Annotated in this window: 16 protein-coding genes; 15 read left to right on the forward strand and 1 reads right to left on the reverse strand. The window is 44.4% G+C overall.

The annotated features are described in order from the left end of the window. Positions 1-2: 2 nt before the first annotated feature. The 15 genes from H8706_RS03540 (at position 3) to H8706_RS03610 (ending at position 23,821) form a co-directional block, all read left to right on the forward strand. Entirely contained in the window at positions 3-2,606 is a 2,604-nt protein-coding gene (locus tag H8706_RS03540; RefSeq protein WP_262431517.1) for an endo-1,4-beta-xylanase, read from the forward strand. 15 nt (positions 2,607-2,621) lie between these two features. Next, a complete protein-coding gene (locus tag H8706_RS03545; protein WP_262431518.1) occupies positions 2,622-4,367 on the forward strand; it encodes a hypothetical protein in 1,746 nt (581 codons plus the stop codon). Positions 4,368-4,381: 14 nt separating this feature from the next. After that, positions 4,382-7,393 carry an endo-1,4-beta-xylanase gene (locus H8706_RS03550; RefSeq protein ID WP_262431519.1) on the forward strand — a complete coding sequence of 1,004 codons (3,012 nt, stop codon included), beginning with the start codon at positions 4,382-4,384 and terminating at the stop codon, positions 7,391-7,393. A gap of 59 nt (positions 7,394-7,452) precedes the next feature. Next, a complete protein-coding gene (locus H8706_RS03555; protein WP_262431520.1) occupies positions 7,453-9,045 on the forward strand; it encodes a Rossmann-fold NAD(P)-binding domain-containing protein in 1,593 nt (530 codons plus the stop codon). 22 nt (positions 9,046-9,067) lie between these two features. Then, on the forward strand, positions 9,068-10,165 hold the full coding sequence (locus tag H8706_RS03560) for a sugar-binding protein (RefSeq protein ID WP_262431521.1): 1,098 nt from the start codon (positions 9,068-9,070) through the stop codon (positions 10,163-10,165). A 40-nt stretch (positions 10,166-10,205) separates the two neighbouring features. Further along, entirely contained in the window at positions 10,206-11,867 is a 1,662-nt protein-coding gene (locus H8706_RS03565; RefSeq protein WP_262431522.1) for an extracellular solute-binding protein, read from the forward strand. Between the two features lie 85 nt (positions 11,868-11,952). Then, the gene (locus tag H8706_RS03570; protein ID WP_262431523.1) at positions 11,953-12,906 is read left to right on the forward strand and encodes an ABC transporter permease; all 954 of its coding nucleotides are present in this window, start codon (positions 11,953-11,955) and stop codon (positions 12,904-12,906) included. A 15-nt stretch (positions 12,907-12,921) separates the two neighbouring features. After that, on the forward strand, positions 12,922-13,830 hold the full coding sequence (locus tag H8706_RS03575; RefSeq protein ID WP_262431524.1) for a carbohydrate ABC transporter permease: 909 nt from the start codon (positions 12,922-12,924) through the stop codon (positions 13,828-13,830). 39 nt (positions 13,831-13,869) lie between these two features. Then, positions 13,870-15,561 (forward strand): sensor histidine kinase, encoded by a 1,692-nt coding sequence (locus H8706_RS03580; protein WP_262431525.1) that lies wholly within the window; start codon positions 13,870-13,872, stop codon positions 15,559-15,561. Between the two features lie 20 nt (positions 15,562-15,581). Then, positions 15,582-17,135, forward strand: coding sequence for a response regulator transcription factor (locus tag H8706_RS03585; protein WP_262431526.1), 1,554 nt, complete (start codon positions 15,582-15,584; stop codon positions 17,133-17,135). Beyond that, positions 17,125-18,342, forward strand: coding sequence for an alpha,alpha-trehalase (locus H8706_RS03590; RefSeq protein ID WP_262431527.1), 1,218 nt, complete (start codon positions 17,125-17,127; stop codon positions 18,340-18,342). The genes H8706_RS03585 and H8706_RS03590 overlap by 11 nt, the downstream gene beginning before the upstream one ends. 9 nt (positions 18,343-18,351) lie before the next feature. Then, the gene (locus tag H8706_RS03595) at positions 18,352-19,257 is read left to right on the forward strand and encodes a DMT family transporter (protein WP_262431528.1); all 906 of its coding nucleotides are present in this window, start codon (positions 18,352-18,354) and stop codon (positions 19,255-19,257) included. Between the two features lie 12 nt (positions 19,258-19,269). Then, positions 19,270-20,859: a glycoside hydrolase gene (locus H8706_RS03600; RefSeq protein ID WP_262431529.1), complete on the forward strand. Its 1,590-nt coding sequence runs from the start codon at positions 19,270-19,272 to the stop codon at positions 20,857-20,859. A 23-nt stretch (positions 20,860-20,882) separates the two neighbouring features. Further along, positions 20,883-21,518, forward strand: coding sequence for an SGNH/GDSL hydrolase family protein (locus H8706_RS03605; protein WP_262431530.1), 636 nt, complete (start codon positions 20,883-20,885; stop codon positions 21,516-21,518). Positions 21,519-21,535: 17 nt separating this feature from the next. After that, positions 21,536-23,821, forward strand: coding sequence for a glycoside hydrolase family 2 protein (locus H8706_RS03610; RefSeq protein ID WP_262431531.1), 2,286 nt, complete (start codon positions 21,536-21,538; stop codon positions 23,819-23,821). Between the two features lie 66 nt (positions 23,822-23,887). Here the strand turns inward: H8706_RS03610 and mtaB are convergent, their stop codons facing one another. Further along, positions 23,888-25,186, reverse strand: coding sequence for a tRNA (N(6)-L-threonylcarbamoyladenosine(37)-C(2))-methylthiotransferase MtaB (mtaB, locus tag H8706_RS03615; RefSeq protein WP_262431532.1), 1,299 nt, complete (start codon positions 25,184-25,186; stop codon positions 23,888-23,890). Positions 25,187-25,267 lie beyond the last annotated feature (81 nt).

Here is a 25,267-nt window from a genome sequence, read left to right on the forward strand (position 1 = left end):
CAATGAAAAGAACGATTGCACTCATTACGGCGGCGGTTATGATATTCTCGCTTATGCCCGTATATGCGTCAAAAAGCCTTAACACTGTTTATGATATGGACTTTGAAAATTCCGTGACGGGATTTTCGTCCGACAGTGCCGAGGTTAAAATATCGGACGGCGGTATGGTTGGAAAATGCGTATCGCTGGGCGGTTACGAAAAAAGAGAGGACGCGCCGAGGATTGTGCTTAAAGACCTTGCAGGCTCGGCGGCAAGCGAAATTTCGGTTTGCGTCAAGGCGCAGGAGGAAAGCGCAAACGTAAAAATGTACGCGTCGCTTAACTGTGACGGCACGCAGAAAGAATATCTTCTTGCGTCGGCAAAGGTAAATAACACCGAATGGACGAATTTAAGCGGAAAAATGATGACGCGTCTTATGTCGGTGACGGGGAGTCCCGAAATTGTACTTGTTGCCGAAAACAACGGAAAATTCGTTCCGATTTTCGCAGACAATTTTGTTGTAAAAAGCGACGTTACGAAAGAATCGACCGAAATTCCCGTGCCGAAAATTTCGTATGACGGAAATTTCACAATAAGACACTCTTTTGAAACCGGAACTGCCGAAAAGCTTATGCGCGACCGTTATGCGGTGTTTAAAATCACCGACGACACAACGCCTCATTCGGGCAGAAAGGTGCTTAAAATTTCGGACAGAACATCGTCAACATCAACTCTCCGATACGACTTTGACAAAAGCATAGATTTAAAATCCACCGTTCAGGTGTCGGCATACATAAAAAATCTTGCGGACGACAAAGAAAAACGCTACTACGCGTGGCAGATAAAAATTCCCACCGCGGAAAAAACGCACTGGGTTATGATGGGTTCGGGCGTTAACCTCACAAACAAAGAGTGGGGACTGGTTTCGGGTTCGGTTGATTTGTCGAAATACGAAGTCACCGGAACGCCTATGATCCAGATTGTTGCAACAAAGCAGATTGCGGGAAAGCCTTATTACTACGGATTTTATGTTGACGATTTTGTGTTTAAAACAAACACAAAAGGCGAGCTTTACGACGATTTGAACTATGTTCCGAAAGAGCGCGACAAAAGCCTTTCCGCAACCCCGACGGAGCGTTCGCTGGAGGAAATGAACATTCAGACCGACATTCCGTCGCTCAAAGACGTTTACAAAGATTATTTCAAGGTCGGCGCGTGTATCTGGTCAAATCAGGAGTCGGACACAACACCGTACGGCAAGCTTCTCAAAAAGCATTTTAACGCCTACGTTTCGGACGGCGTTATGAAAATTCAAAGCTACATAACCAAAAATGCCGACGGCACTTTAAATTACGATTACACCGCCGCCGACAAGTTTATGAACTGGTGCGTCGGTCAGGGGCAGGACGTTATAGGCCACGCGCTTATTTGGGAAACAACCAAGCAGAAGATTTTCTCGCACGATACAAACGGAAATCCGCTCGACCGTGACAGTGTGCTTTCGGTTATGAAAGAGGTTATCCAAAAAACCATACGTCATTTTGAGGGCGGCGGCGAGGCGGAGGAATACACCGGCGGATACGATACGTCGAACTGGCACGTTTATGTGTGGGATGTTATAAACGAGTCGGTCGTAAGAATTAACCCCGACGGAAGCATACGTTTCCAAAACTGGGGCGTTTGGTACGACATAGTCGGCAGAGATTACATAAATTATGCGTTTAAATATGCAAAGGACGCAGGCTATGACGACATAAAACTTCGTATCAACGACTTTAACGAGCACGAAAAACTAAAGCTTGAGGGATATTACACCCTTGTAAAAGAGCTTAAGGCAGAGGGTGTGCCCGTTGATGTTGTCGGCTTCCAGTCGCACTACTATTCAAATCAGCCTGTTGTAAACGGCGTGCGCAATGCGCTTGAAAAGTTTTCGTCGCTCGGAGTTGAGGTTCACGCAACAGAGCTTGACATTCAGGCGCTCACGCTTTATGAGCGCGACGCAGGCATACGTCCTTACGAAAACGGCATAACAAAGCGCACCGAGTTTGACATTGCGTCAACTTATGCGGAGCTTTTCAAGGTTTACAAAGAGTATTCCGACACCGTTTCGCTCATAACTTTCTGGACGTTCAGCGACGAGTTTATGTATTACGAAATAAGAAACAACTGCAAGGAATATGCAGGTATATTCGACAAAAACTCACAGGCAAAACCGCAGTATTGGGCGATTGCCGACCCCGATAAATTTTACAGCGAAATTCTCGACGAGGATACGTCGAAAATCAGGCTCCGAGTTGAAACACACTATGTTGACGACGACAATATCGACGGATTTGTAAAGGACGGCGTGCCGTATGTCGAGGCAAAGCTTCTGCTTAAATATATCGGCGGAAAATGCGCTGTTAAGGGCGACACCGTAAAATTTATACGAAACGGAATTTACTGTGAAATGACGGCGGAGTCAAGCGCTAAAACCGTGGACTTCAAACCTCTGACGGCAGATAATGAGCCTGTTAAAAAGGACGGCAAAATTTATCTTCCCGTTGAGGAGGTTTCAACGGATTTGGGATATGAAACATTATACAATCCGCACAGAAACGTTGTTCAGATTTACACAACAGAGTAAGGGGGCATACGAATAATGAAAAAAGCATTTAAAACCGCGGCTTTGTTTACCGCTTTTGCACTTTTGTCACCGTGCGCATACGCGCAGAGCGTATATCTTTCCGACGCGGTGACGGGCGAAACAAAAGCGGAATATACCGACTGGAAAACAGATAACAGCGCCGTTTATTCCGAAATCGGAAATTCGCTCTACACTGCCGCCGCTCCGAAAGACGTGCAGTATTGGGATTTTGAAGATGAAAGCGAAATAGGCGAAACAATCGCCGACATAAGAACAACAGGCGTATGGACCGACGGAATTGAGGCGGGAAACAGCAGGTATGTGGCGTCGCAGGTAAAGACAGAAGACGCGTTAAACTACAACAAAGCCTACCGCGAACAGCGCGAAAAAGAGGGTAAGGACGTGAGCGCGTCAAGCTACAATCCTTACGGAATTGTGAAAGACGGCGCGAAAAATTCCGAGCATTGCCTCGAAATAAACAACGTAAGCCCTCTTTACTGGAGAAGGCACATCACGGCGAGGGTTAAGCTCGACAAAGAGAATTTTGTTGTCGGCAAAAGCTATAACGTTTCGTTTTGGGCAATGGACAACCAGGACCAAAAGGGTATGTGGGTTGATATGATACCTTACAGAATGTACAGCCTGTACGAGGGATATAACGCGTCGCTCTACGACGACCTCTTGCCTTATAACAACGACGCGCCGTGGGTAGGCGGTCTTGCAGGGTGCGAGGCGAGGGAGGACGATTTCAAGCTGGAAAGATACTGGCAGAAATTCACCAAAACCTTTACCGTTACCGAGGATACTTTTAATTCGGACGGATTTGCAACGCTCTGGATTGTGGTGCAGAAGTCCAAATCCGCAACAACGCAGTGCGCGCCGTGCGAAAAGCTGTATATCGACGACGTGAGCATTGAGCCGTGTTCGGACATTGAGGAAAATAACTTTATTTTCACCTGTGATGTGAGCGCAGACGCACAGAGTACGGTTAACGTTAAAGCAACCGTTGACGGAAAAAGAACGCTTTTTGAAACCGTATCGTCTGCGGACGGAAACGGCAAAACATCGCTCACCGCGGAGTTTGCATTAAACTCAAACGACGCATTTTTGCTGGGCGATGAGCGCGGTTCGGCAGACATAAAAGACAACGGCAGAGTGAAAATAGAATTTTCGGGTGCGGACGGCGCAAAAATTGAAAATGCGCGCCTTATAAAGAAAATAAATCCCGAACTTCTGCGCGATACGCAAAGCGCAAAATTATCGTCGCTTATTAAAATTTACGCCGAAGAAAACGGCAGTTTGAAATTTAATTTCAACACCTTCGGAGGCGGTGTTTCGGAATACACAGCGAACGTCAAGAAGGGCGAAAACAGCGTTATTGCCGATTTCGATTTTGCACCGGGTGCGGAAAATCACCTTGCGTTAAACATTTTTGACGCAAACGGAAACACGGCAAACGGCAGAGAATACTATCTCGACAGGCTTTACACAAACGGCGCGCCAATGCCGTATTCCGAAGAAAATCTTATTAAAAAACTTGGTGCGGGAAAATACATTCTCGAATTTAAGGCGAACGGTGATTTTAAAACGGGCGATACCGCAAAAATAAGCTATATGGGACAAAGTGCGTCCGTTGAACTTTCCGAGGGCGATAACGTGTATATGGTTGATTTCGACATTGCAAACACAAACGGAAAAGCGGAAATCACAAACGATAAAAACCTCACGTTAACCGATATTACACTTAAAAAAGTGTCGTAAAAAAGGAGATGTGTATGAAAAAGATATTTACTTCTCTTTTAACCGTTGTTCTTGTTTTTACCAACGCATTTGCTTTAAACAACATCAAAAGCGTATGGGCAAACGTTCCCGTAACGCGCGGTGACGAGGATTATTCGCCGTATAAAAATGCGGACGGCAAAAGAATTGCAAATATCACCGTCGACTACGGCGAAAAAAGCAGCGGCGAGGTAAAATCCGTTGCCGCGGTATTCGGCGCGGACGGCGCTTTAAAGAGTATAAGCTCCGATTTGCTGAAAGCGGAAAACGGAAGATATACGGGTTCGTACAATGTGGAAATATCCGAAACCGAGGACGAAACAGTTAAGTTTTTCTGCCTTGACAAAGATACACTGACACCCGGCGCAAAGGCTGAAACATATGCAAAATCGGATTTTTACTCGCTTACGCAGTATTCGGTTTTAAACGATACCGACGACTACAAGTACCGAACGCACGTTTCGTTTGGAAACGGTATTCCCGATATGATTTTGCCGAAAAGCGACGGAATATTTGCCGTCACCGACGAGGTGAGTGCAAATTCCGGAAGCAAGGTTATGAAAGTGTCGGGCAAGCAGAAGGACAGCGACTCTTGGATTATCGAGGCGAAAAATATCGACCGAAACACCAAAACGCTTGATTTTTCTTGCTATGTTCGTCTGCCGGAGGACAAAACAAAGGCGATTAACTTTCAGGTTGAAGCGTTTGTTCCGTTCAACAGCACCGACGGCACGGTAACAAAAATGAAGTGCATAAAACCCAAGGCTAACGGCACAAACAGCGAATGGGTGTCTGTGAAAAACAACGTGTGGACGAAAATATACGTCACGCTCGATTTGTCGGGTTTCGACCTTTCACAGCCGAATGACGCAACCTACAAAAATGTGTTTTTCGGACTGCGCAACGGCAGTGACACAAACGTATCGCCGACGGTTGCAAACAGAACCGATTTTTACGTTGACGACATAACGCTTACCGCCGATACATACGGAAGATATTTTGACGACAGCATAGACGCGGAGATTGAGGAGATTTCTGACAAAACAAAGCTCGGCTATCGGTTTGCCTTTGAAAATGTGACAACAGATAATCTCACAACGGCAAACACCGCCGAATATGCAATCACCACCGATACCGCGCACACGGGCGCGCGCAGTTTGAAAGTTTACAACCGTACGAGCGACACAGGCACGGCGGCGGTCACTTTTTCAAATCCGCCGTCCGATATGACGAGCCTTGATTTTTCGTGTTACCTCAAGCTCGGCGGCAGTAAAACGCAGAACGTCAACTTCTGGATTGAGGCGTGCGTTCCGTATTATCTTAAAGACGGCACGCAGAAAAGCTCGTATTTCAACGTCAATCCCGAGGGCAAAACAAGCCCGTATGTAAGCATATCAAAAAACGGCTGGACGCGCATAAACGGCACGCTTGATTTGTCGGATTACGATTTTTCAAATCCGAAAGACAGCGCAAAAACCGAGATTTTTATACGTATAAGAAACGGCACCGATAAAAACGACGGCAAAAATAACAAATGCGATTACTATATCGACGATTTTTATGTTGTATCAAACGTTTCGGGCGCGTTTTGGGATGATATGGATTATGTAAATCCGAAAATTCCCGATACGGTTTCAAAAACGGCGTATAAAACAATGCCGATTGAAACCGAACCGCAAAACATACCGAATTTAAAGGACGTTTACAAAGATTATTTTAAAATCGGAGCGTGCATATGGACGGGTACGGAGTCCGACACAAGCAAGTTCGGAAAGCTTATAAAAAAGCATTTTAATTCGCTTGTAAACGACGGAATTATGAAAATGCCGAGCATTTTGAAAATCCAAAACGACGGCACGCTTGATTATGACTACACCGACGTTGACAAGTTTATGGACTGGGCGTCGGGAAACGGTTTTGACGACGTTGTGGGTCATACGTTTTTCTGGGAAACGTTGAACTGGTGCAGCTATTCGCTCAAAAATCCGTCAAACACGCTCTCCGCGAATGCGGACGACTACAAAAACCGCGAAACCCTGCTTTCGTTTATGAAAGAATACATAACAAATGTTATGAAGCACTGCGAGGGCGACGGCGGGGCGGACGAATATGTTCACAACGGCACCTCGTACAATCCCGAAAACTGGCATATTTCCGCGTGGGACGTTGTAAACGAGGCGGTGTGGGGTATGACCGCGCCGACACCCGAGAGCGGAAACAAAGATAAAATCAGCTATGCGCACGTCAAGGGCAACAATCCTTATTATGCGTATTACGACCTAATCGGCGCGGACTATATAAAATATGCGTTTAAATACGCGTCGGAGTGCAAAACGGCGAATAATTATACAACCGAGCTTCGGTATAACGATTATGATTTGTACTGCGAAAACAAACAGTATGCAGACTATTTCAACGCAAAAGCGGACGGCGTTTATTATCTTATCCGCGGACTTCTCGACGAGGGTATAGAGGTTAACACGGTGGGATTTCAGTCGCATTACTATTCAAATTATGCCGACGGCGTGAATGTTAAATTCTATAATCCCGCAAATACAACAAGGTTTTATACATTTGACGATTTTCTGGAGCATACCGAGTATCTTCTCGACAAGTGGATTTCGCTGGGACTTGATTTAAACATCACCGAGCTTGACATTCAGGCGATGGCGCGCCTTGACGGCAATGCGAAATTAAATCTTTATGCAAACGGCATAACAAAATCGGCGGAGAAAAATCAAACGCGTATGTATGCGGAGCTGTTTAAACGCTACAAAGAACGAAAAGACAGCATAACGCGCGTAACGTTCTGGTCGCCGGCAGACAAGCACCAGTATTACGACCTGCGGAACGAGTCGGTTGAATATCCCGGTATATTTGACAGAAACTGCGAGGCAAAGCCTATGTACTGGGCGATAATAAATCCCGAAGAATATTTGAAAGACCCCGACGGGAACTATGAAAAAATATCCGAGGGAACATATCCGCTGATGACAAGCGGAAACTAAAAAAAGTATTTTTTCGGCATATAAACCGAACGAATAATAAATTTTAGGAGGAACAAAAAATGACAAAAAGAAGTTTGAAAAATTTTTTGGTGTCGTTAGTGACGGCGGTTTTATCCGGCGCACTTTTGATGACTTCAGGGTTTGCAGCGCCTGAAATGAGTTACAGTATTCTCAATTCGTCAAAAACAGATGATAAAATTACAGCAAACGTTACAACATATTTTAAAGAAACAATCGCAAGCGGAACTGTTTATTCGGCAATTTACAATGCCGAAGGTTCGCTTGAAAGCGTCGACGCATATGTGGTGAAAAACGCAAAAAGCAAAACGTTTCAAATTACCGTTCCCAAAGACAAAACATCTTACAGCGCGTCATTCTTCCTTTGGGACGGCACAACAATCGTGCCTCTCGCAAACAAAAAAGCTTTGGCAGAGTCGGATAAACCGAGTTACGATGTTCCGTCGTTTAATCAGGATAACTACGGCGCAAGATTTGCTTTTGAGAGCGGTGCGGTGAGTGACAGAGTTTCGTCTTTGTCAACCTTGCTTACCGTAAGCACAACAGATGAAACCTCATATACAGGCAACAAAGCGCTTAAAATAGTTCTTAAAGACGGTGCAGCATATAATGGAGGAAGTACACTTTTAAAAATCACCGCAGGTACACTCCCATCAAGCGCAAAAAAATTAACTCTGAAATTTAAAGTAAAAATACCGACGGCGCCGACCGGAACAGACGGAAAAATGACTGTTTCCGCGGCGGTAAACAACATAAAAACGGGCAGCAGCGAAACAAACTTCAAATTTGGAAATACCGGCAGTGCTTCGTGCAATGTGCAAACGTCGGATTGGACGAATTATGAAGGAACAATGGATTTGACTGCATCAAATATTACTACACCCGACGGCGAGCTTGACATTCGCATAAGAAATACAACAGCAAATATTCCGATTGTATACATAGATGATTTTGTACTTCGTGCATTGGACGCTGACGGCAATGAAATTGCCGGCTACGGTTTTGACGACCAAAATCCGACTTATCCCGAAAAAATGACGGACGACGGAACATATAAAGCACATTACTCATTTGAAAACAGTGTGTTACCTACAATCGGCAACGGATTTGAATTTGTAAATTTAAACGGCGCATTGAGCAACGAGTATTCTTATGACGGAACGCAGAGTTTAAAAGCTGCCGTAACAAATAAAGGCGTATTCCAGATTAAATTTAATAAGCTTGCGGAATACATCAATGCGATGAAAAGTGACAAAAAACCGTCAAAAATTAAAATTACACTTAAATTGAGAGGTGCAACCGCAGACAGAACGCAATTTTGTGTAGAGGGTTATATGCCGTATGCAAGCAGTACCATTGCAGGATATAAAAATATTAAACATACCGGCGGTCAGGCAACATTTATAACCAACGACACAGAATGGCATACATATACAGCAGAATGGAATATTTCTGATGTTGACTTTACAACGAGAGCAAAAACCGCTGCCGGCGCCGACAGAACAGGCGAGCCGTGGCTTACTTTCAAGATGACAGACAGCACCGAAAGAACACTCTACATTGACGACATAAGAATTGAAACGGGCGCGGCAGGCACGCTTTACGACGACAACATAGTTACGGCTGCGGAATAATAAAAAAAGGAGTAGTGCAAATATGCAGAGGCTTAAAAGATTGATTTTACTTACATTGGCAATTTTTGCAATTTTAAGCGTAAGCGCGTTTGCCGAAAGCGGAAAGTATGCGGTTGTGTCGTTCGGCACACCGCAGCTCGACGCACAAGAAGACGATTGCTACGGTGAATGTGAACCTCTTACAACCGAAAATGTTTATGCGGGCAAAGGCTATATTGCAGGCGCAAAGGGTACGGCTTATTTTTGCTGGGACTACAACGGTCTTTATATGTATATCGAAGTAAACGACAAAACTTATGCCACCGACGGCGGTGAAACATATCATCAAGACTCGGTTGAGTGCTTTTTCGACGAGGATTTTTCGCGTTCGTACACAGTCGACTCAAACGACTGCCAATACAGAATAACGCGCGAAAACGTCCACACCGTGGGTATGAGCGCGCAGGACAATTTCAAATCGGCGGTGCGCGAGCTTGAGGACGGCGGATATGCGGTTGAGGCGTGTTTCCCGTGGAAAGAAACCTTTCCCGAAGAGGGCAAAAAGGTCGGCTTTGATTTTATGGTGAATGACGCTCTCGGTCTTTTCAGACAGTCGCTTATGATGTGGAGCGCAACCGAAAACAAAAACTATCAGACAACCGAGTTTTACGGAACTTTGGAACTTAAAAACGGACCGTATTACAAAACAAGAACGGCGTCGGATGCGATTAAAGTTGTTATGAACGGCTATCTTGTCGGCAACGGCGACGTTGACCCCGTTATTGTCGACAACAGAACGCTTGTGCCTATGCGCCCCGTGTTTAAGGCGTTTTCGGCGGAATGTGCGTGGAACGGCAACGAAGAAACGGTGTACGCAATCGGTCAGGGCAGGCTTATGACGCTTAAAATCGGCAGTGACAAGGTTTACATTGACGATACCGAGCACACGCTGGACGTTCCGGCTATGGTGATTGACGGCAGAACTATGGTTCCCATACGCTTTATTGCAGAAACTTTCGGCGCAGACGTAAGCTACAAAGATGATGTGAGAATTGTTGAAATTAAATACGACCGCACAGGTGATGACGACTACGAGGTTGGCGACCAAACCAAAGCCGGCGACGATTATATCAACTTCTAAATTAACAGTAAAATAACAATTATATGAAAGGCGGAGAAATATGGGATTTTATAAAAGACTTATAAGCGGAGCAATGTGCATATGCCTTTCGGCGGCGCTTTTTACCGGCTGTTCCGATAAGCAGACGGGCGCAAAAGTTGACGTTGCCGACTCAAACGTTACCGAGGCAGGCGCACTTCCTGTTGTTAAAGAAAAGGTTACGCTTACATTCGGCGTTCCCGGTACAAGCAAGGTTCAGGATTACAAAACAAACGAATTTACAAAATATATTGAGGAAAAAACGGGCGTTGAGCTTAAATTTTACGAATTTCCGTCAAGCGGAGGAATGGAAAAACTCAACGTTATGCTCGCGTCGGGTTCGGAACTTCCCGACGTAATATGCGGATTTAACATTCCCAATTCAACATTTTTAAAGCACGACGAGGACGGCACTTTTCTTGACCTTACACCGTATATAGAAAAATACGGTTACTGGATTAACCAAATGAAAGAAAAGTCGATGAGCGCTAATTTCGACGGCTTTATGACGGCGGCGAACGGCAAAAAATATTTTGTTCCGGCATCGACCGAGCAGACGGGAAATATGTACGGCAGAAAGGCGTTTATAAACAAGGCTTGGCTTGACAAGCTCGGTCTTGATATGCCCGAAACCGTTGACGATTTCAGAAAATGTATGCAGGCGTTCATTACAAAAGACCCCAACGGCAACGGCAAAAACGACGAGCTTGGCTTTACGGGAAGCAAAGACGGATGGAACGAAAAGCCGATAAACTTCCTTATGAACTCGTTTGTATACGACGACTACGAAATCGGTGCGATTGCGGAAAACGGAAAGCTTACGCTTAACTACACAACCGACGCATACAAAGAAGGCTTAAAATATATAAGCGAAATGGCGGCAAACAAGGAAATTGACATTCAGTGCTACACGCAGGACAACGCAACACTCCGCGCGCTTTGCTCGGCAGACGATTTGACGGTCGGCGCGTTTGCGTCGGGCGGTCCCGACGGACTTTTCAGCGGAAATATGGAAAGATTAAAAGACTATGCTGCACTTCCGCCGTTAAAAGGTCCGAAAGGCGTTGCGTATGCGTCTATGACAGAGCCTACCGTGTTCTGCGCGGCGGCAATTACAAAATACTGCAAAAACCCTGCGGCGGCGTTCAGAGTGCTTGACTTTATGCTCTCCGAAGAGGCTTCGACCTTTGCACGTTTCGGCGTTGAGGGCAAAGACTGGAAGAAAGTTGACGGAAGCACGCCCGCGATGTTTGCAAGCATCGGAGCAAAGGCAAAAATACTGCCGATACTCGAATACGATGCTATTCAAAATTCGCATTGGCATCAGTATAACCCGTTGTATGCAAGCATTGATATGATGGACGGTATGGCGTGGAACGGCAATCCGCTCGACCCCGAATATGTAAAGGCTGCGGCACTGCCTGCGTATATCGGCAAAGGTCCGAAAGAGATATTCCGTTCGTCCTACTGCACGCTTTCGGCAGATGACCAGGAGATTTACGACGAGCTTGCGTCGGAGGTTAAGGCATATGTAAAAGAAGAAATACCGAAGTTTGTTTCGGGAAGTCTTAACGTTGGCAAGGATTGGGCAACCTTCCAGAAAGAGCTTAAAAATCTTAATGTTGACGAATATCTCAGACTTATGCAAAAGGGATATGACGCATTTAAGTCGAATTCAAAATAATAACGGGATTTTACTTTTTGTGCAAATATGTTTTCACGGGCGGATATAAAAGTTACGCCCGTGAAAACCACGAAAGGAATGACAAATGGCTATGCAATTACAAAAAGACGCAAGAAAGCACAAAAAAGCACGCTCGGAATTTAACCGCAGTATAAGGCAGAACTGGGATTTATACCTTATGCTTGCAATTCCCGTTATACTTTTGCTTGTTTTTAACTACTATCCAATGCTCGGTATGCAGATTGCATTTAAAAAATACACGCCCGGCAAAGGAATTTGGGGAAGCAGATGGGTAGGCTGGTATCAGTTTGCAAAAATGTTCAGAACGCAGAAATTTGCGCAGACGTTTTTCAACACGCTTAAAATCAGCATTTATCAAATACTCGTAAGCCCCCCGATAACCGTTGTTTTCGCGCTTATGCTAAACGTTGTGCGAAACAAATATTTCAAAAAAACGGTTCAGATGGTTACATATATGCCTCACTTTATTTCGACCGTAATAATGGTTGGAATACTCACGCAGATTTTAAATCCGCGCGTGGGTATGCTCGGCAACATATGCTCTGTTTTGGGCGTTGAGGCGCCTAATTTGTGGGCGTCGCCGAGGGCGTTTAAGCATATTTACGTATGGTCGGCGGTATGGCAGGAGCTTGGCTGGAACTCGGTTATATATCTTGCCGCGCTTTCAAGCGTTGACACCGCATTCTACGAGGCGGCGTCGATAGACGGTGCGTCGAGGTTTAAACAGCTTTTCTATATCGACCTTCCGTGTATTCTTCCCACATTTGTAATTCTTCTTATTATGCGCGTGGGCAGTATGATGTCGGTAGGATACGAGAAAGTTTTGCTTATGCAGAACGATTTAAACCTAAGCGCGTCCGAAATTATAAGCACGTATTCGTATAAAGTCGGCTTGCAGACGGGCACCGACTATTCATACGGCACGGCTATAGGACTTTTTAACTCGGTAATCAACCTTGTTTTGATTTGCACGGTAAACGCAATATCCAAAAAACTTACCGAAACGAGTCTTTGGTAAAAGGAGGGGAATTTTTTGAAAACAAAAAACAAAATCAAATCAACATCGGTCGGCGACAGAGTGTTTTTCGCGGTTATAGACGTTATAATGCTGGTATTTCTTGCGCTTGTAATACTTCCGCTTATGAACATTATTTCGGCGTCGATTTCCGTCCCCTCAAACGTTTTGCAGGGCAAGGTTTTTCTTCTTCCCGAGGGTATAAGCTTTGAAAGCTATAAAGCGGTTTTCAGCGATTCGAGAATTTTAACGGGTTATGCAAACTCGATTTTCTACACCGTAGTAGGCACGGCTATGTCGGTTGCGGTGAGTGTTCTCGCGGCATATCCGCTTTCGAGAAAAGACCTTTACGGACGCAATGTTTTAATGTTTCTGTTTACGTTCACAATGCTGTTTTCGGGCGGTGTAATTCCGTCATACCTGCTTGTTAAGGATTTGCACCTTATCGACAAAAGAATGTCGGTAATTCTGCCGTGGCTTATAAACGCGTACAACATCATAGTTGCTCGCACGTTTTTCCAGTCCACAATCCCCGACGAGCTTTTGGAGGCGGCGAAGCTTGACGGCTGCGGAAACATAAGATTTCTTATAAGCATAGTTCTTCCCGTGTCCAAAGCAATTTTGGCGGTGCTCGCGCTCTATTTCGGCGTTGCGGCGTGGAACGCGTGGTTCGGCGCGTATCTTTACCTCAACGACAAAACAAAGTTTCCGCTCCAGCTTATATTAAAGGAAATTCTTCTTGCAAACAGCACCGAGGCCGCGGCGGCAATGAGCGGCGCGGCGGACGGCTCAAGCAAACTTGACGCACTTTCGGAGTCGATGAAATACGCGGTAATTTTGGTTGCCTGCATACCTGTTTGGTGTATGTATCCGTTTGTGCAGAAATATTTTGTAAAAGGTGTTATGGTGGGTTCGGTCAAAGGATAAAAAATTGCAGAAATTCCGATTGATAAAGGAGTGCGCGGTGTGAAAAACTTGTCGTTTAAAACCAAGCTTACGGTGATTTACATAATTTGTGTGTTTATTCCTCTGCTTTTGATGAGCATTTTTTACTACAACATTTCCGTTTCGCGGATTGAGCATCAGCAGAATGACAATCTTAATTACGATATTGAAAAATCAAGCACTGCGCTTTCAAACCAGTTTGACCGTATAGTGTTTATATCCGATATGCTCTATTGCAATGACAAGCTGTATAAACTTCTCGATTTGGGCAAAATGACATTGAGCGAAAGTCTTGACGCGTCAAATCAGATAGAGGAATTCTGCACGTATTTTAAATCGAACACCTTTATCAATTCGGTAAACATATATTCGGACAATCCAAATCTTCTGCGCGGTTCGGCGCTTGTCAAAACAGGCGATATTCCGTCGGGCAGTGTGTGGTACAACGAGTACCTTAAGTCAAATTCGGGCACGGCGGTTATTTCGTATTATTCGCCCGATTACAATTCAAACGTTGTAAGCTATATTCAGCGTCTTGATTATATCAAAACCAAAAACGGCAGTAACTTTTTGAAGATAGATATTCTCGAAAAGGAAATTTATAATGTGCTTGAACAAAACTCAAACACAAGCAATCTGTACTTTTTAAAAAGCGACGACGGCATAATTGCCGGGTGCGACAGAACCGACGGCGGTTACAAAAATTCTCTGCGTTTAACGGGCGATTTCAAGGTTTTTGAATTCAGTTTTCCCAACGGATACAAAATTGCCGGAAGCATTGACAAATCGCGTACGCCAAATGTGTTTACGTCCGAAGTGATACTTTTTGCGCTGATTATTATTTTCAGCATCATACTCGCGTTTTTCGCGCTTTACAAGGTAATTTATCCGTTCACCAAAAAGCTCGGTCAGCTCACCGTATGCACAAAAAATATGATAAACGGAACGTTTGAACTTGTGCCCGAAGAAAACGTCGGCAACGACGAAATAGGAATACTCACGCGCGGTATGAACGGCGCGGTTATACGCATAAAACAGCTTTTGAAAGAGGTTGTCGAGGCAAAAATGCGCGAACTTGAAATTGAAAAGGAAAAGTCGCAGGCAAAGTTTCAGGCATTGCAAAGCCAGATAAATCCGCACTTTATGTTCAACATTTTAGAGGCGGTGCGTATGGGCTGTCTTGTCCGCAAGGAGGGCGAAACGGCGCAGATTATCAAAAATATGTCGGCGATTTTCCGATGGCTTATCGACTGGAAAGACGACCTCATAACCGTCAGGGACGAGATGATTTTTGTAAATTCCTACATACGTCTGCAAAAATATTACTATTCCGACGACGTTGAAGTTACAATGGATATTGACAAGGAGGCGGAAGATGCGCTTTTGCCGAAAATCACGCTTCAGGTGATTTTGGAAAACGCTTTTGTCCACGGCGTTGACAAGAGCATAGAAAAATGCAGTGTGGACGTGAAGGTTAAAAAAATCGGCCAAAGTGTTTTGCTGCGCGTGAGCGACAGCGGAGCCGGTATGAGCAAAAAAACGGTTGACGCGATAAACAAAAGGGAGTTTAAAACGGTTACAAACAGAGTGGGACTGCAAAATGTGGTTAACCGACTGGAGCTTTATTTCAACGACAAATTTGAATTTTACTGCACAAGCGAGCCGTATAAGGAAACGGTTTTCACAATAAAAATTCCTTTCAGAAAATATTGATTGCAGAGGTTTTTGAAAATATGCTTAACGTTATAATCGTTGACGACAACAGAATAATAACCGAGGGATTAAAGCATCTTATCGACTGGGAGTCTTTCGGATTTTGCGTCACCGTCGCCGCAAGAAATGCGTATCAGGCAATGGAGTTTTGCGCGGAAAATGATGTTGACGTTGTGATTACCGACATACGTATGCCCGAAATGACGGGACTTGAGATGATTAAAAAACTGCGCGGAATAAAGCAGAATTTAAAATTTATCATCATCTCGGGTTACAGTGAGTTTGAATATGCAAAAACCGCTATAGATTACGGCGTAAAAGGGTATTTGTTAAAGCCCGTCGAAGAGGACGAGCTTATCGGCATTTTAAAAAACATCAAAGAAGAACACGACGAAAACAAGCGCAAATACGACAGCCGTCTTAACTACTGGGCGTATACCGCACTTTCGGGAAAACCGTCAAGCGAGGATTTCGACCTTGCGCAGAGCATAGGCAAGGCGAGGTGCGTTGCCGTTCGGTGCCGTGACGGAAAGGTTATTTCAAACAAGGCGCACGCGGAGAGCAGAAACACCGATATTCTTTTTGATGCGGTTAAAAGTTTTGACGGCATAAATTCAAATCTTGTTGTGAAAAACACAGCGTCGCGGAGCATTGAGTGCATTGTTCCGTCGAAGAATAACGATATCCGCACGCTTTTGAAAGACCTGCGCAGTCACATAAGCACAAGAGCGGATTTCGATTTTTATATTTTTGCCGGCAAAGAGGCGGACGACGTACGCAAAATTATAGAATCGAAAAATTCGATAAAGGATTTGTACGAAATTTTCTTTTATTCGGACCGAACCGATGTGTTTTTGTACGACGATTACACGGGAAGCGATTATGTAAAGGTTTTTGACGATAAAGCGCTTATCGAAAAAATAACATCCGCGGTGAAAAAGGGGAGCGGTGAAGAGGTGAAAATCTGCACCGATGAATTTTGCACTGCGGTGAAAAAGAAAAAAATAAGCGCCGACGCGGCGATTATGTATATTTACAACGTGTTTTTTGAGCTGGGCGGATATTTCGGCGAATACAAAATCGACGTTTTAAAATATATAAACAGATTTTCTATGATACGAGGCCAGTGCCTTATCGACGCGGATTTGCTGACGGAGTTTCTGCGCGAAACACTGTGCGAGATTACGGACTTTATCGACCGCCAGAAAGACAAAAAATCGCTCGGCATAGTAAACGACGTTATCGAATATGTAAATTCGCACTACAACGACCCCGAACTTAATTTGCAGGCGGTTGCGGACAGATATTATATAAACGTCGTGTATCTCGGACGCGTGTTCCGAAAGAAAATCGGCAAAAGTTTTAATACGTACATCAACGAACTGCGTATTGAAAAGGCAAAAAAACTTCTTGCGTCGGACGACGTTAAGGTTTACGAGGTTGCCGAAATGATAGGCTTTGTGGACGCAAACTATTTTACTGCAAAATTTACCGACGCGGTGGGCGTTCCGCCGACAACATACAGAAACAACATTCTCGGAACGGGGAAAGAGGAGCATACAGATGACAAGTGACAGTGTTAAAGAATATATACGCGAAAATTTCAAAAAATGCGTGCGTTTTTCGCCCGATGACGACGGCACGCTTATCGGACTTCCGTATCCTTATATAGTGCCGAGTCCCGACGGGCATTTTCAGGAAATGTACTACTGGGACACTTTTTTTACCTGCAAGGGTCTTTATCTTTCGGGCTATGCGGATATTGCAAAAAACTGCACCGACGATATGCTTTATCTTGTCGAAAAATACGGTTTTATGCCGAACGGCAACAGAACGTATTATCTCGGTCAGTCACAGCCTCCGTTTCTTTCTATGATGGTGCGCGATGTATACGAAAAATACGGCGATACAAATTGGCTTAAAAAAGCATACGAAACGCTGAAAAAAGAATATAATTTCTGGCAGACAAAGAGGATTACGCCGGCGGGGCTTAACCGTTTCGGCGTGAATATGGAATATATAGACGACTGTGAAAAGCACTATAACAGTATTTGCAAAAGGCTCAACTTTAAGGTTGAGTGCAAAAGCTATGAGGAATTTGCGAAGAATTTTTTGTCCGACTGCGAAAGCGGGTGGGATTTTAACCCGAGATGCAATATGAAGCAATCGGAATATGTTTTTGCGGATTTAAACAGCAATCTTTACATATATGAGAAAAACTTTGAGCATTTTGCAAATGTTTTAAAAATGAGCGAAGAAAAAAATGCGTGGCGCGAAAAAGCGGAAAAACGAAAAAATTTAATGAACAAAATTTTGTGGAACAAAACGGCATATTATGATTTTAATTTTGTTCAAAACAGTTTTAGCCAGGTGTTTTCCGCCGCGTCGTTCTATCCGCTGTGGGCAAAGATTGCCGACGGCGAAAGGGCGCGTCTTACGGTTGAAAGGCTTTCTGAAATTGAATTTGAGCACGGCATAAGCGCGTGCGCAAAAAACGTTTCGCCCTGCGTTTATCAGTGGGATTATCCAAACGGCTGGGCACCGCTCAATTACATTGTTATATGTGCGCTCGATAATTACGGCTATAAATCCGACGCGGTGCGGATTGCGCAAAAATATACGTCGGCAGTGGAAAAACTGTTTGAAAAAACGGGCACGCTGTGGGAAAAGTATAACGTTCTCACAGGCGATACCGATACAAAATCGGACTACGAAAGCCGTGTTATGCTGGGCTGGACGGCGGGAGTTTATCTTTTTGCCGAAAAATATTTAAGAGGATAATAAAAATTTATGATTAACATAAAAGACTTTTTAATTGTTTTTCTGCTTGCGCTTTTAGCGTGTGTAAAGGTGACGTTTCAGGGAAAAGCGTGCAGAAAATATGTGTCGTCGTCAAGAGAAAATGTGTTTTTCAATGCGCTGTTGTTTTTGTCGATAGCGATTTTCACATTTTTGTTTTTCGGCATAAAAAAGGTTGGAATATCGGTTCTTGCGCCTGCCTTTGCGGTTGGGATTTGTATGGTTCTGTTTCAGTGCGGATATTCCCTCGCGCTTAACAGCGGACCTGTTTCGGTGACGGTTTTGATTGTTAATTTAAACATACTCATAACCACCGTTGTAAGCATAATAATGTTTAAAGAAAAGGTTTATCTTACGCAAATTTTCGGCATAGCGTTTCTTCTGGGCGCAATGTTTCTTTGCGTAAACAAGGACGAGCGGACGGCGAAAAAAACGAAAAAGTGGATTTTATACACACTCACCGCGTTTTTTGCGTCGGGAATTTCAAGCAGTATACAAAAAATATTCGGTGCGTCGGCGGTGAAAAATTCAAATTCGTCATTTTTGTTTTATGTCTACCTTTTCGGTGCGGTAATGCTGTCGGCGGTGTATACAGCAGGCGGAATTAAAAATAAAGAGAGCAGAGAAAAAAGCAAAAAGAAATACGGCGGTATTTTGTTTTACACCGCGCTTATCGGCATTGTGCTCTGCGTATACCAGCAGATTTATATGTATGCGACGGGTGTGATTGACGGAATTTTTATGTTTCCGGCATATTCGGGTATGCAGTCGCTTATGATGAGCTTTATCGGCGTTCTGTTTTTTAAAGACAAGCTTTCCGCACGGCAGAAAGCGTCGGTTTTGTGCGGAATTGTTTCGGTGGTTTTGATGAACATAAAATTTATATATCTTTTTTAGGAGAAAACGAAAATGGAGAAAATAAGCATAAAAAAACCGCGCCTCCGCTGGCTTTTCGGCGGTGTGGGATTTCACAACAACGAAGCGACAATGTATAAAATTATGAACGAAAAGTTTAAAAACGAGGGCGTTTTGAAAACGTTTAACGAAATTTCGCCCACATTTTCAAGGGTGTTTGCCGGCTATGCCGACTGGACAAAATCCGCTATGGACGCATTTGCTGAGTATTACGATTTGACGTTCCGCAAATCGGGCACGGTGCTTTATCTCGTGCCGGGCAGAATGCCGTTCCCCGACGAATATTTCGACATTTACGAATACTGCGAAAAGGTTGCAAAAAACCTTTCGTATCTCATAAACGAAAAAAAGCTTACCAAAATACGCTATTACTGTGTGACAAACGAGCTGTCGTGCGGTAATTCGTGCGCGTATCTTTCGCGTAATCTCGACCTTTTCAAAAGGCTTCACACCGAGCTTTACCATGCATTCAAGCGTCACAATATTGACGTCGGACTGCTTGCGACCGATTGCTCGGAGCTTTCAAATCTTCATCAGATACGCTGGGCGAGCGAAAATATGGACGAAATAACCGACGCGTACTGCGCGCATACATATGTGAGAGGCTACACAACCGAGGACAGCGATATGCACGATTTTTACTATGACGTGTACGAGCGACTTGTGAAAATCGCATTAAGGCGCGAAAAGCGGTTTATACTCGGCGAATACGGCATAAAAGCGCCCGATAAGCAAAACGAGGTTATGAGCAACGACGTTTACTACGGCGTGGATATTCCCGAAAGCGAAAATATGGCTCCGCTCTCGGTTGCCGAAGTGAGCATTGCCGCCATCAATGCAGGGTGTCTTGCGACGGTGTATTGGTCTATGTTCGACTATCCCGACCCGTTTTTAAAAGAGGACGGCGATACCGAAGAAGAAAAAGCGCGCTTTGACGCGGCAAGATTTTCGGGTCACGGCATAAGCATACGCTACAACAAAAACGGTCTTTTGAAATGGTGTGACGACGAAAACGACTATTCGTCGCGCGCAATGCTCTATGTTATGGGATATTTTGCAAAGTTTTTTAAGAAAAACTCGCGCGTTCTGAAGATTGAAAAATCCGATTCGCTTATCCGATGCGCCGCGGTGACAAATCCTGACGGCTCGGTGTCGGTGATAATTGTAAACAGGCATCAAAACGACGCGGAAATTTGCTTTGACATTGAACATAATGTTGACAAGCCGTTCAGAAAATATGTGTATGAGGCGGATAACGTTCCATATAACGAATTTAACGATTTGCAAAAGTTTTCCGAGCTTGTCGGTGTAAAAAACGGAGAATTTAACGTTAAACTGCGCAAAAATTCGGTTGTGTTTTTAACCACCGATTATAAAGACAGAAAACCGTCCGAAATTTCGGAAATTGAGTTTGACGGCGGTGTGCTCAAATGGAGTGAGTGCAAGGATGCGGAGCATTGCTATTACCGCGTGTATAAAGACGGCAGACAGATTGCCTCCACCGTTGCAAACGAATATAAGACGGACGCAAACGGCAAATACGCGGTGTATTCCGTCGATAAATACGGAAACTGCCTGGCGTGATTTTTGCAAAAAGGAGAATTTTTATGATAAGAGTAATGCTTCTCGGCGATTCGGTGAGAATGTTTTATCAGGAAAAGACAAAGGAAATTTTGGGTGAAAATTATGAGGTGTGGTCGCCCAAGGAAAATTGCAGATTTTCGCTTTATCTTTTAAACAGTCTGCGTTTTTACCTTGCGGAATTTCCGTCGCCCGACATAATTCACTTTAATGCAGGATTGTGGGATACCGCGGTTTTATATAAATGCGACGGCTGTTTCGCCTCTGCGGACGAGTATGTGCGCAATATGAAAAAAATTCTGCGCGAGCTTAAAAAAACGGGCGCAAAAATTATTTTTGCAACTACTACGCCCGTTGCGGACGAAAAATACAAGCTTGACGGACCTATGCCTCCGGCACACAGAAACGGCGATATTATAAGTTACAACAGGGCGGTGCTGGACGCTTTCAAGGACGAGGACATTGTTATAAACGACCTTCACGCGCTTATTTATCCCGACAGGGAAAAATACATTTCGGACGATATGATCCACCCGAACGAGGACGGAATAAATGTTTTGGGCGAGCGCGTTGCAAACGTGATAAAACAGCAGAACATCACGGGCAAAAACGTCGGAATTGAAAGCAGAAAGCTTGTTTTGGACGAGAAAACGGTACAGTAAAAACGAAAGGCACAAATATGAGAAAATTTACTGATTTAAACGGCGAATGGAATTTGTATTACTGCGAAAAATACGACACAGATGTAAAGCTTCCGTGCGAAAATGACAAAATTTTAAGCACAAAAATCACGGCAAACGTCCCGTGCAACGTTGAAACCGCGCTTGCCGGCGCAGGAAAAATCGGCGCGGATTTATACAAGGGTATGGCGACCGAAGAAAATATGAAATTCGAGGATTATCACTGGTGGTTTGAGCGCGCGTTTGACGTTCCCGAAACGAATGACAGAATTTATCTTAATTTCGGTATGGTTGACTGTTTCGCCGATTATTACATAAACGGCACGCTCGTGCACACGTCGGACAACGCGTTCTGCGAGATTGAGTTTGACGCGTCGGACTTTGTGAAAAAGGGCGCAAAAAACACGGTCTGCGTGCATATAAAGCCCGTTATGCCGTATGTTTTGAGCCAAAAATACAATCAGGGAATGATGTATTTTCACACAAACTATGCGTCGTATGTGCGGAAAAGTATACATTCGTTCGGCTGGGATATTATGCCCCGTGCGGTGAGCGCAGGCATATACCGCGATGTAAAGCTTGTCTGTGACGACGGTTTTAACATTGACGAATTGAGCTATGAAGTGATAAAAGCAACCGAAAAATCGGCATATATACGCTTTTGGATTTCGGTAAAAATGCCGTATGGGGAATATCGGAAGGACAACGAAATAAAAATAAGCGGACGGTGCGGTGACAGCTGTTTTGAAAAAACGCAAAAGCTCAACCGTTTTACCGCGTGCGTTATGAACATAGAAGTAAAAAATCCACTGCTGTGGTTTCCGTACGGCTACGGCAGTGCGAATGTGTACGAATTAAAAGCCGAGCTTGTGTCGGACGGCAATATTAAAGATATACGCACCGAAACGCTCGGAATACGCACAGTGAGGCTTGAGCGCACCGAAACGTCGAAATGCGAAAAGGGAAAATTTCAGTTTTACATAAATGACGTTCCCGTGATGTGCAAGGGAAGCAACCACGTTCCCGTTGACGCGTATCACAGCCGTGACAAGGCGCGGTATGCAAAAATGCTTGAGCTTGCAAAGGAATGTGAGTGCAACATACTCCGCGTGTGGGGAGGCGGTGTGTACGAACAAAAGGAATTTTACGACTTCTGCGACCGAAACGGCATAATGGTGTGGCAGGATTTTATGATGGCTTGCTATCCGCAGTCACCCGACGGCGGACATATGAAAAAGCTGGAGCGCGAGTTTGAATGGGCAGTAAAAAAGCTCCGCAATCACCCGTCGCTTATTTTGTGGGCAGGCGACAACGAGGTGGACGAATGCGGTGCGAAAATGGGCGCCGTGCCGAGCACAAACTATGTTACACGCACGCTTTTGCCTAAAATTTTGGCACAGCACGACAGAACGCGCCCGTATATCGAAAGTTCGCCGTATATCGCGGACAGCGTTGCAAACGATTACCGATACGGGAAAGCGTATTTGCCCGAACAGCATCTTTGGGGCACGCGCGACTATTTTAAAGCGGATTTTTATTCCAAAACAAACGCCGTGTTTGTCAGCGAGGAGGGCTATCACGGCTGTCCGTCGGTTGAGTCGCTCAAAAAAATTGTTGACGAAAACAAGGTTTGGCCTGTTTATAACGAACAGTGGGCGCTCCATTCGTCCGACCAGACGGGAAATTTGGGACGTGTTAAGCTTATGGACGAGCAGATTGTGCAGTTTTTCGGCAAAAAAGCTGAAAATATAGAAGATTTTTCGCTTGCGTCGCAAATATCGCAGGCGGAGGCGGATAAGTTTTTTATTGAGAATATCCGCACGAAAAAGGGCGAAACGTCGGGAATAATATGGTGGAATTTGTTTGACGGCTGGCCCCAGATGTCCGACGCGGTTGTGGACTATTTTTATGAAAAAAAGCTTGCATTTTACTATATAAAACGTTCCCAACAGCCGTTTGCGCTTATGATGGGCGGGCTTAAAAACTGGAATTATCCGCTTTATGCCGAAAACGACACCCTTGAAACCAAGTCGGGCACGTATGAGGTGAGTGACATAGACACGGGTGAGGTCCTTGCACGCGGTGAATTTTGCATTAAACCCAACTCGGCTGAAAAAATCGACAGTCTGCGGATTTATTATTCCGAAAAACGTTTTCTTGTGATAAAGTGGAATTTGAACGGAAAGACGTTTTTTAATCATTATCTTTGCGGATACCCTCCGTTTGATTTTGAACAGTATAAATCATGGCTTCGGAAATTTAACGGCATTGTAAACGGTGAATAAATTTAAGATAAAAATATAAAGCAACCCAAGCATAAGCTTGGGTTGCTGTTTGTTTTGAAAAACGTTTTATTCCGCGGTCAAAAGTCCGTTTTCGGCTTTTGTAATTTTCACCGTTTTGCATTTTTTTGAAATATCGGCGCCGCTTTTCATAATTACTTTTGCGTAATTTTCGGCAGTTCCCTCATACACGCCGTCCGAAATTTCCTGTTCAAAAAGAACGCTCAAATTTTTGCCGGCCATACTTTCAAGATATTCGTTTTTCAGCCTTGCAACGGTGCCCTCCATTGCCTTGTGACGCACTTCCTTAACTTTCGGGTCAATCTGATTTTCCATAACGTCCGCCTTTGTGCCCTTGCGGTTTGAATATGAAAAAACGTGTGCGTCGGCAAAGGCGATTTTCTCCATAAACGCAAGCGATTTTTCAAATTCTTCGTCCGTTTCGCCGGGAAAACCTACCATAATATCCGTCGCGATTGCAGGGTTGTCAAAATATCTGCGCAAAAGCTTTACGGAATTTTCGTATTCCGCGGTTGTATATTTGCGGTTCATACGCTTTAATGTTTCGTCACAACCGCTCTGGAGCGATATGTGAAAATGATTGCACACCTTTTTTGTATCGGCGATTTTTTGTATAAATTCCTCGGTCAAAATCCTCGGTTCGAGCGAGCCCAAACGTATTCTGCTTATGCCCGGAACCTCGGCAACCGCGCATATAACGTCGGAGAGCGAAACGTTTTTTAAATCCTTGCCGTATGACGCTAAGTGAATACCCGTGAGCACTACCTCGCAAAAGCCTTTCTGCGCCAAAAATTCAACTTCTTTTACAATGTTTTCAAGCTTTCGGCTCCGAACGGGTCCGCGCGCAAACGGAATTATGCAGTATGTGCAAAATTCATTGCACCCGTCCTCGATTTTCACGAACGCGCGCGTTTTTTCGGCATATTCTTTAATTTCAAGTTCCTCGTATTCGCGGTTTTTAAGCGCGTTTTCAACGTCGGTAACCTTTTTTGAATTTTCCTTTTCGGCGAGCATTTTGTCTGCAATTTCGCACAAATTTTTTCTGTCCTTTGTGCCGAGAATGATGTTAACACCCTCGATTTTCGCCACCTCGCCGGGCGACACCTGCGAATAACAGCCCACCACCGCGACGATGGAATTTGGGTTGAGATGCTTTGCACGCCTAATCATCTGTCGCGACTTTCTGTCGCCGATACTCGTCACCGTGCAGGTGTTTATAACATAAACGTCGCAAACTTCGTTAAAATCTGCGATTTTGTATCCGTTTTTTGAAAAAATTTCGCTCATAGCCTCGGTTTCATATTGGTTAACCTTGCAGCCCAAGGTGTAAAACGCAGCGGTTTTCATAATTTTGCTTCTTCCTTTACAAATTTTCGTTTAAAAATACAAGTTTTTATACATTTATTATACACTATCACAACATTTATT

The sequence above is a fragment of the Qingrenia yutianensis genome (genome assembly GCF_014385105.1).
In the GTDB taxonomy this organism is placed as follows: domain Bacteria; phylum Bacillota; class Clostridia; order UMGS1810; family UMGS1810; genus Qingrenia; species Qingrenia yutianensis.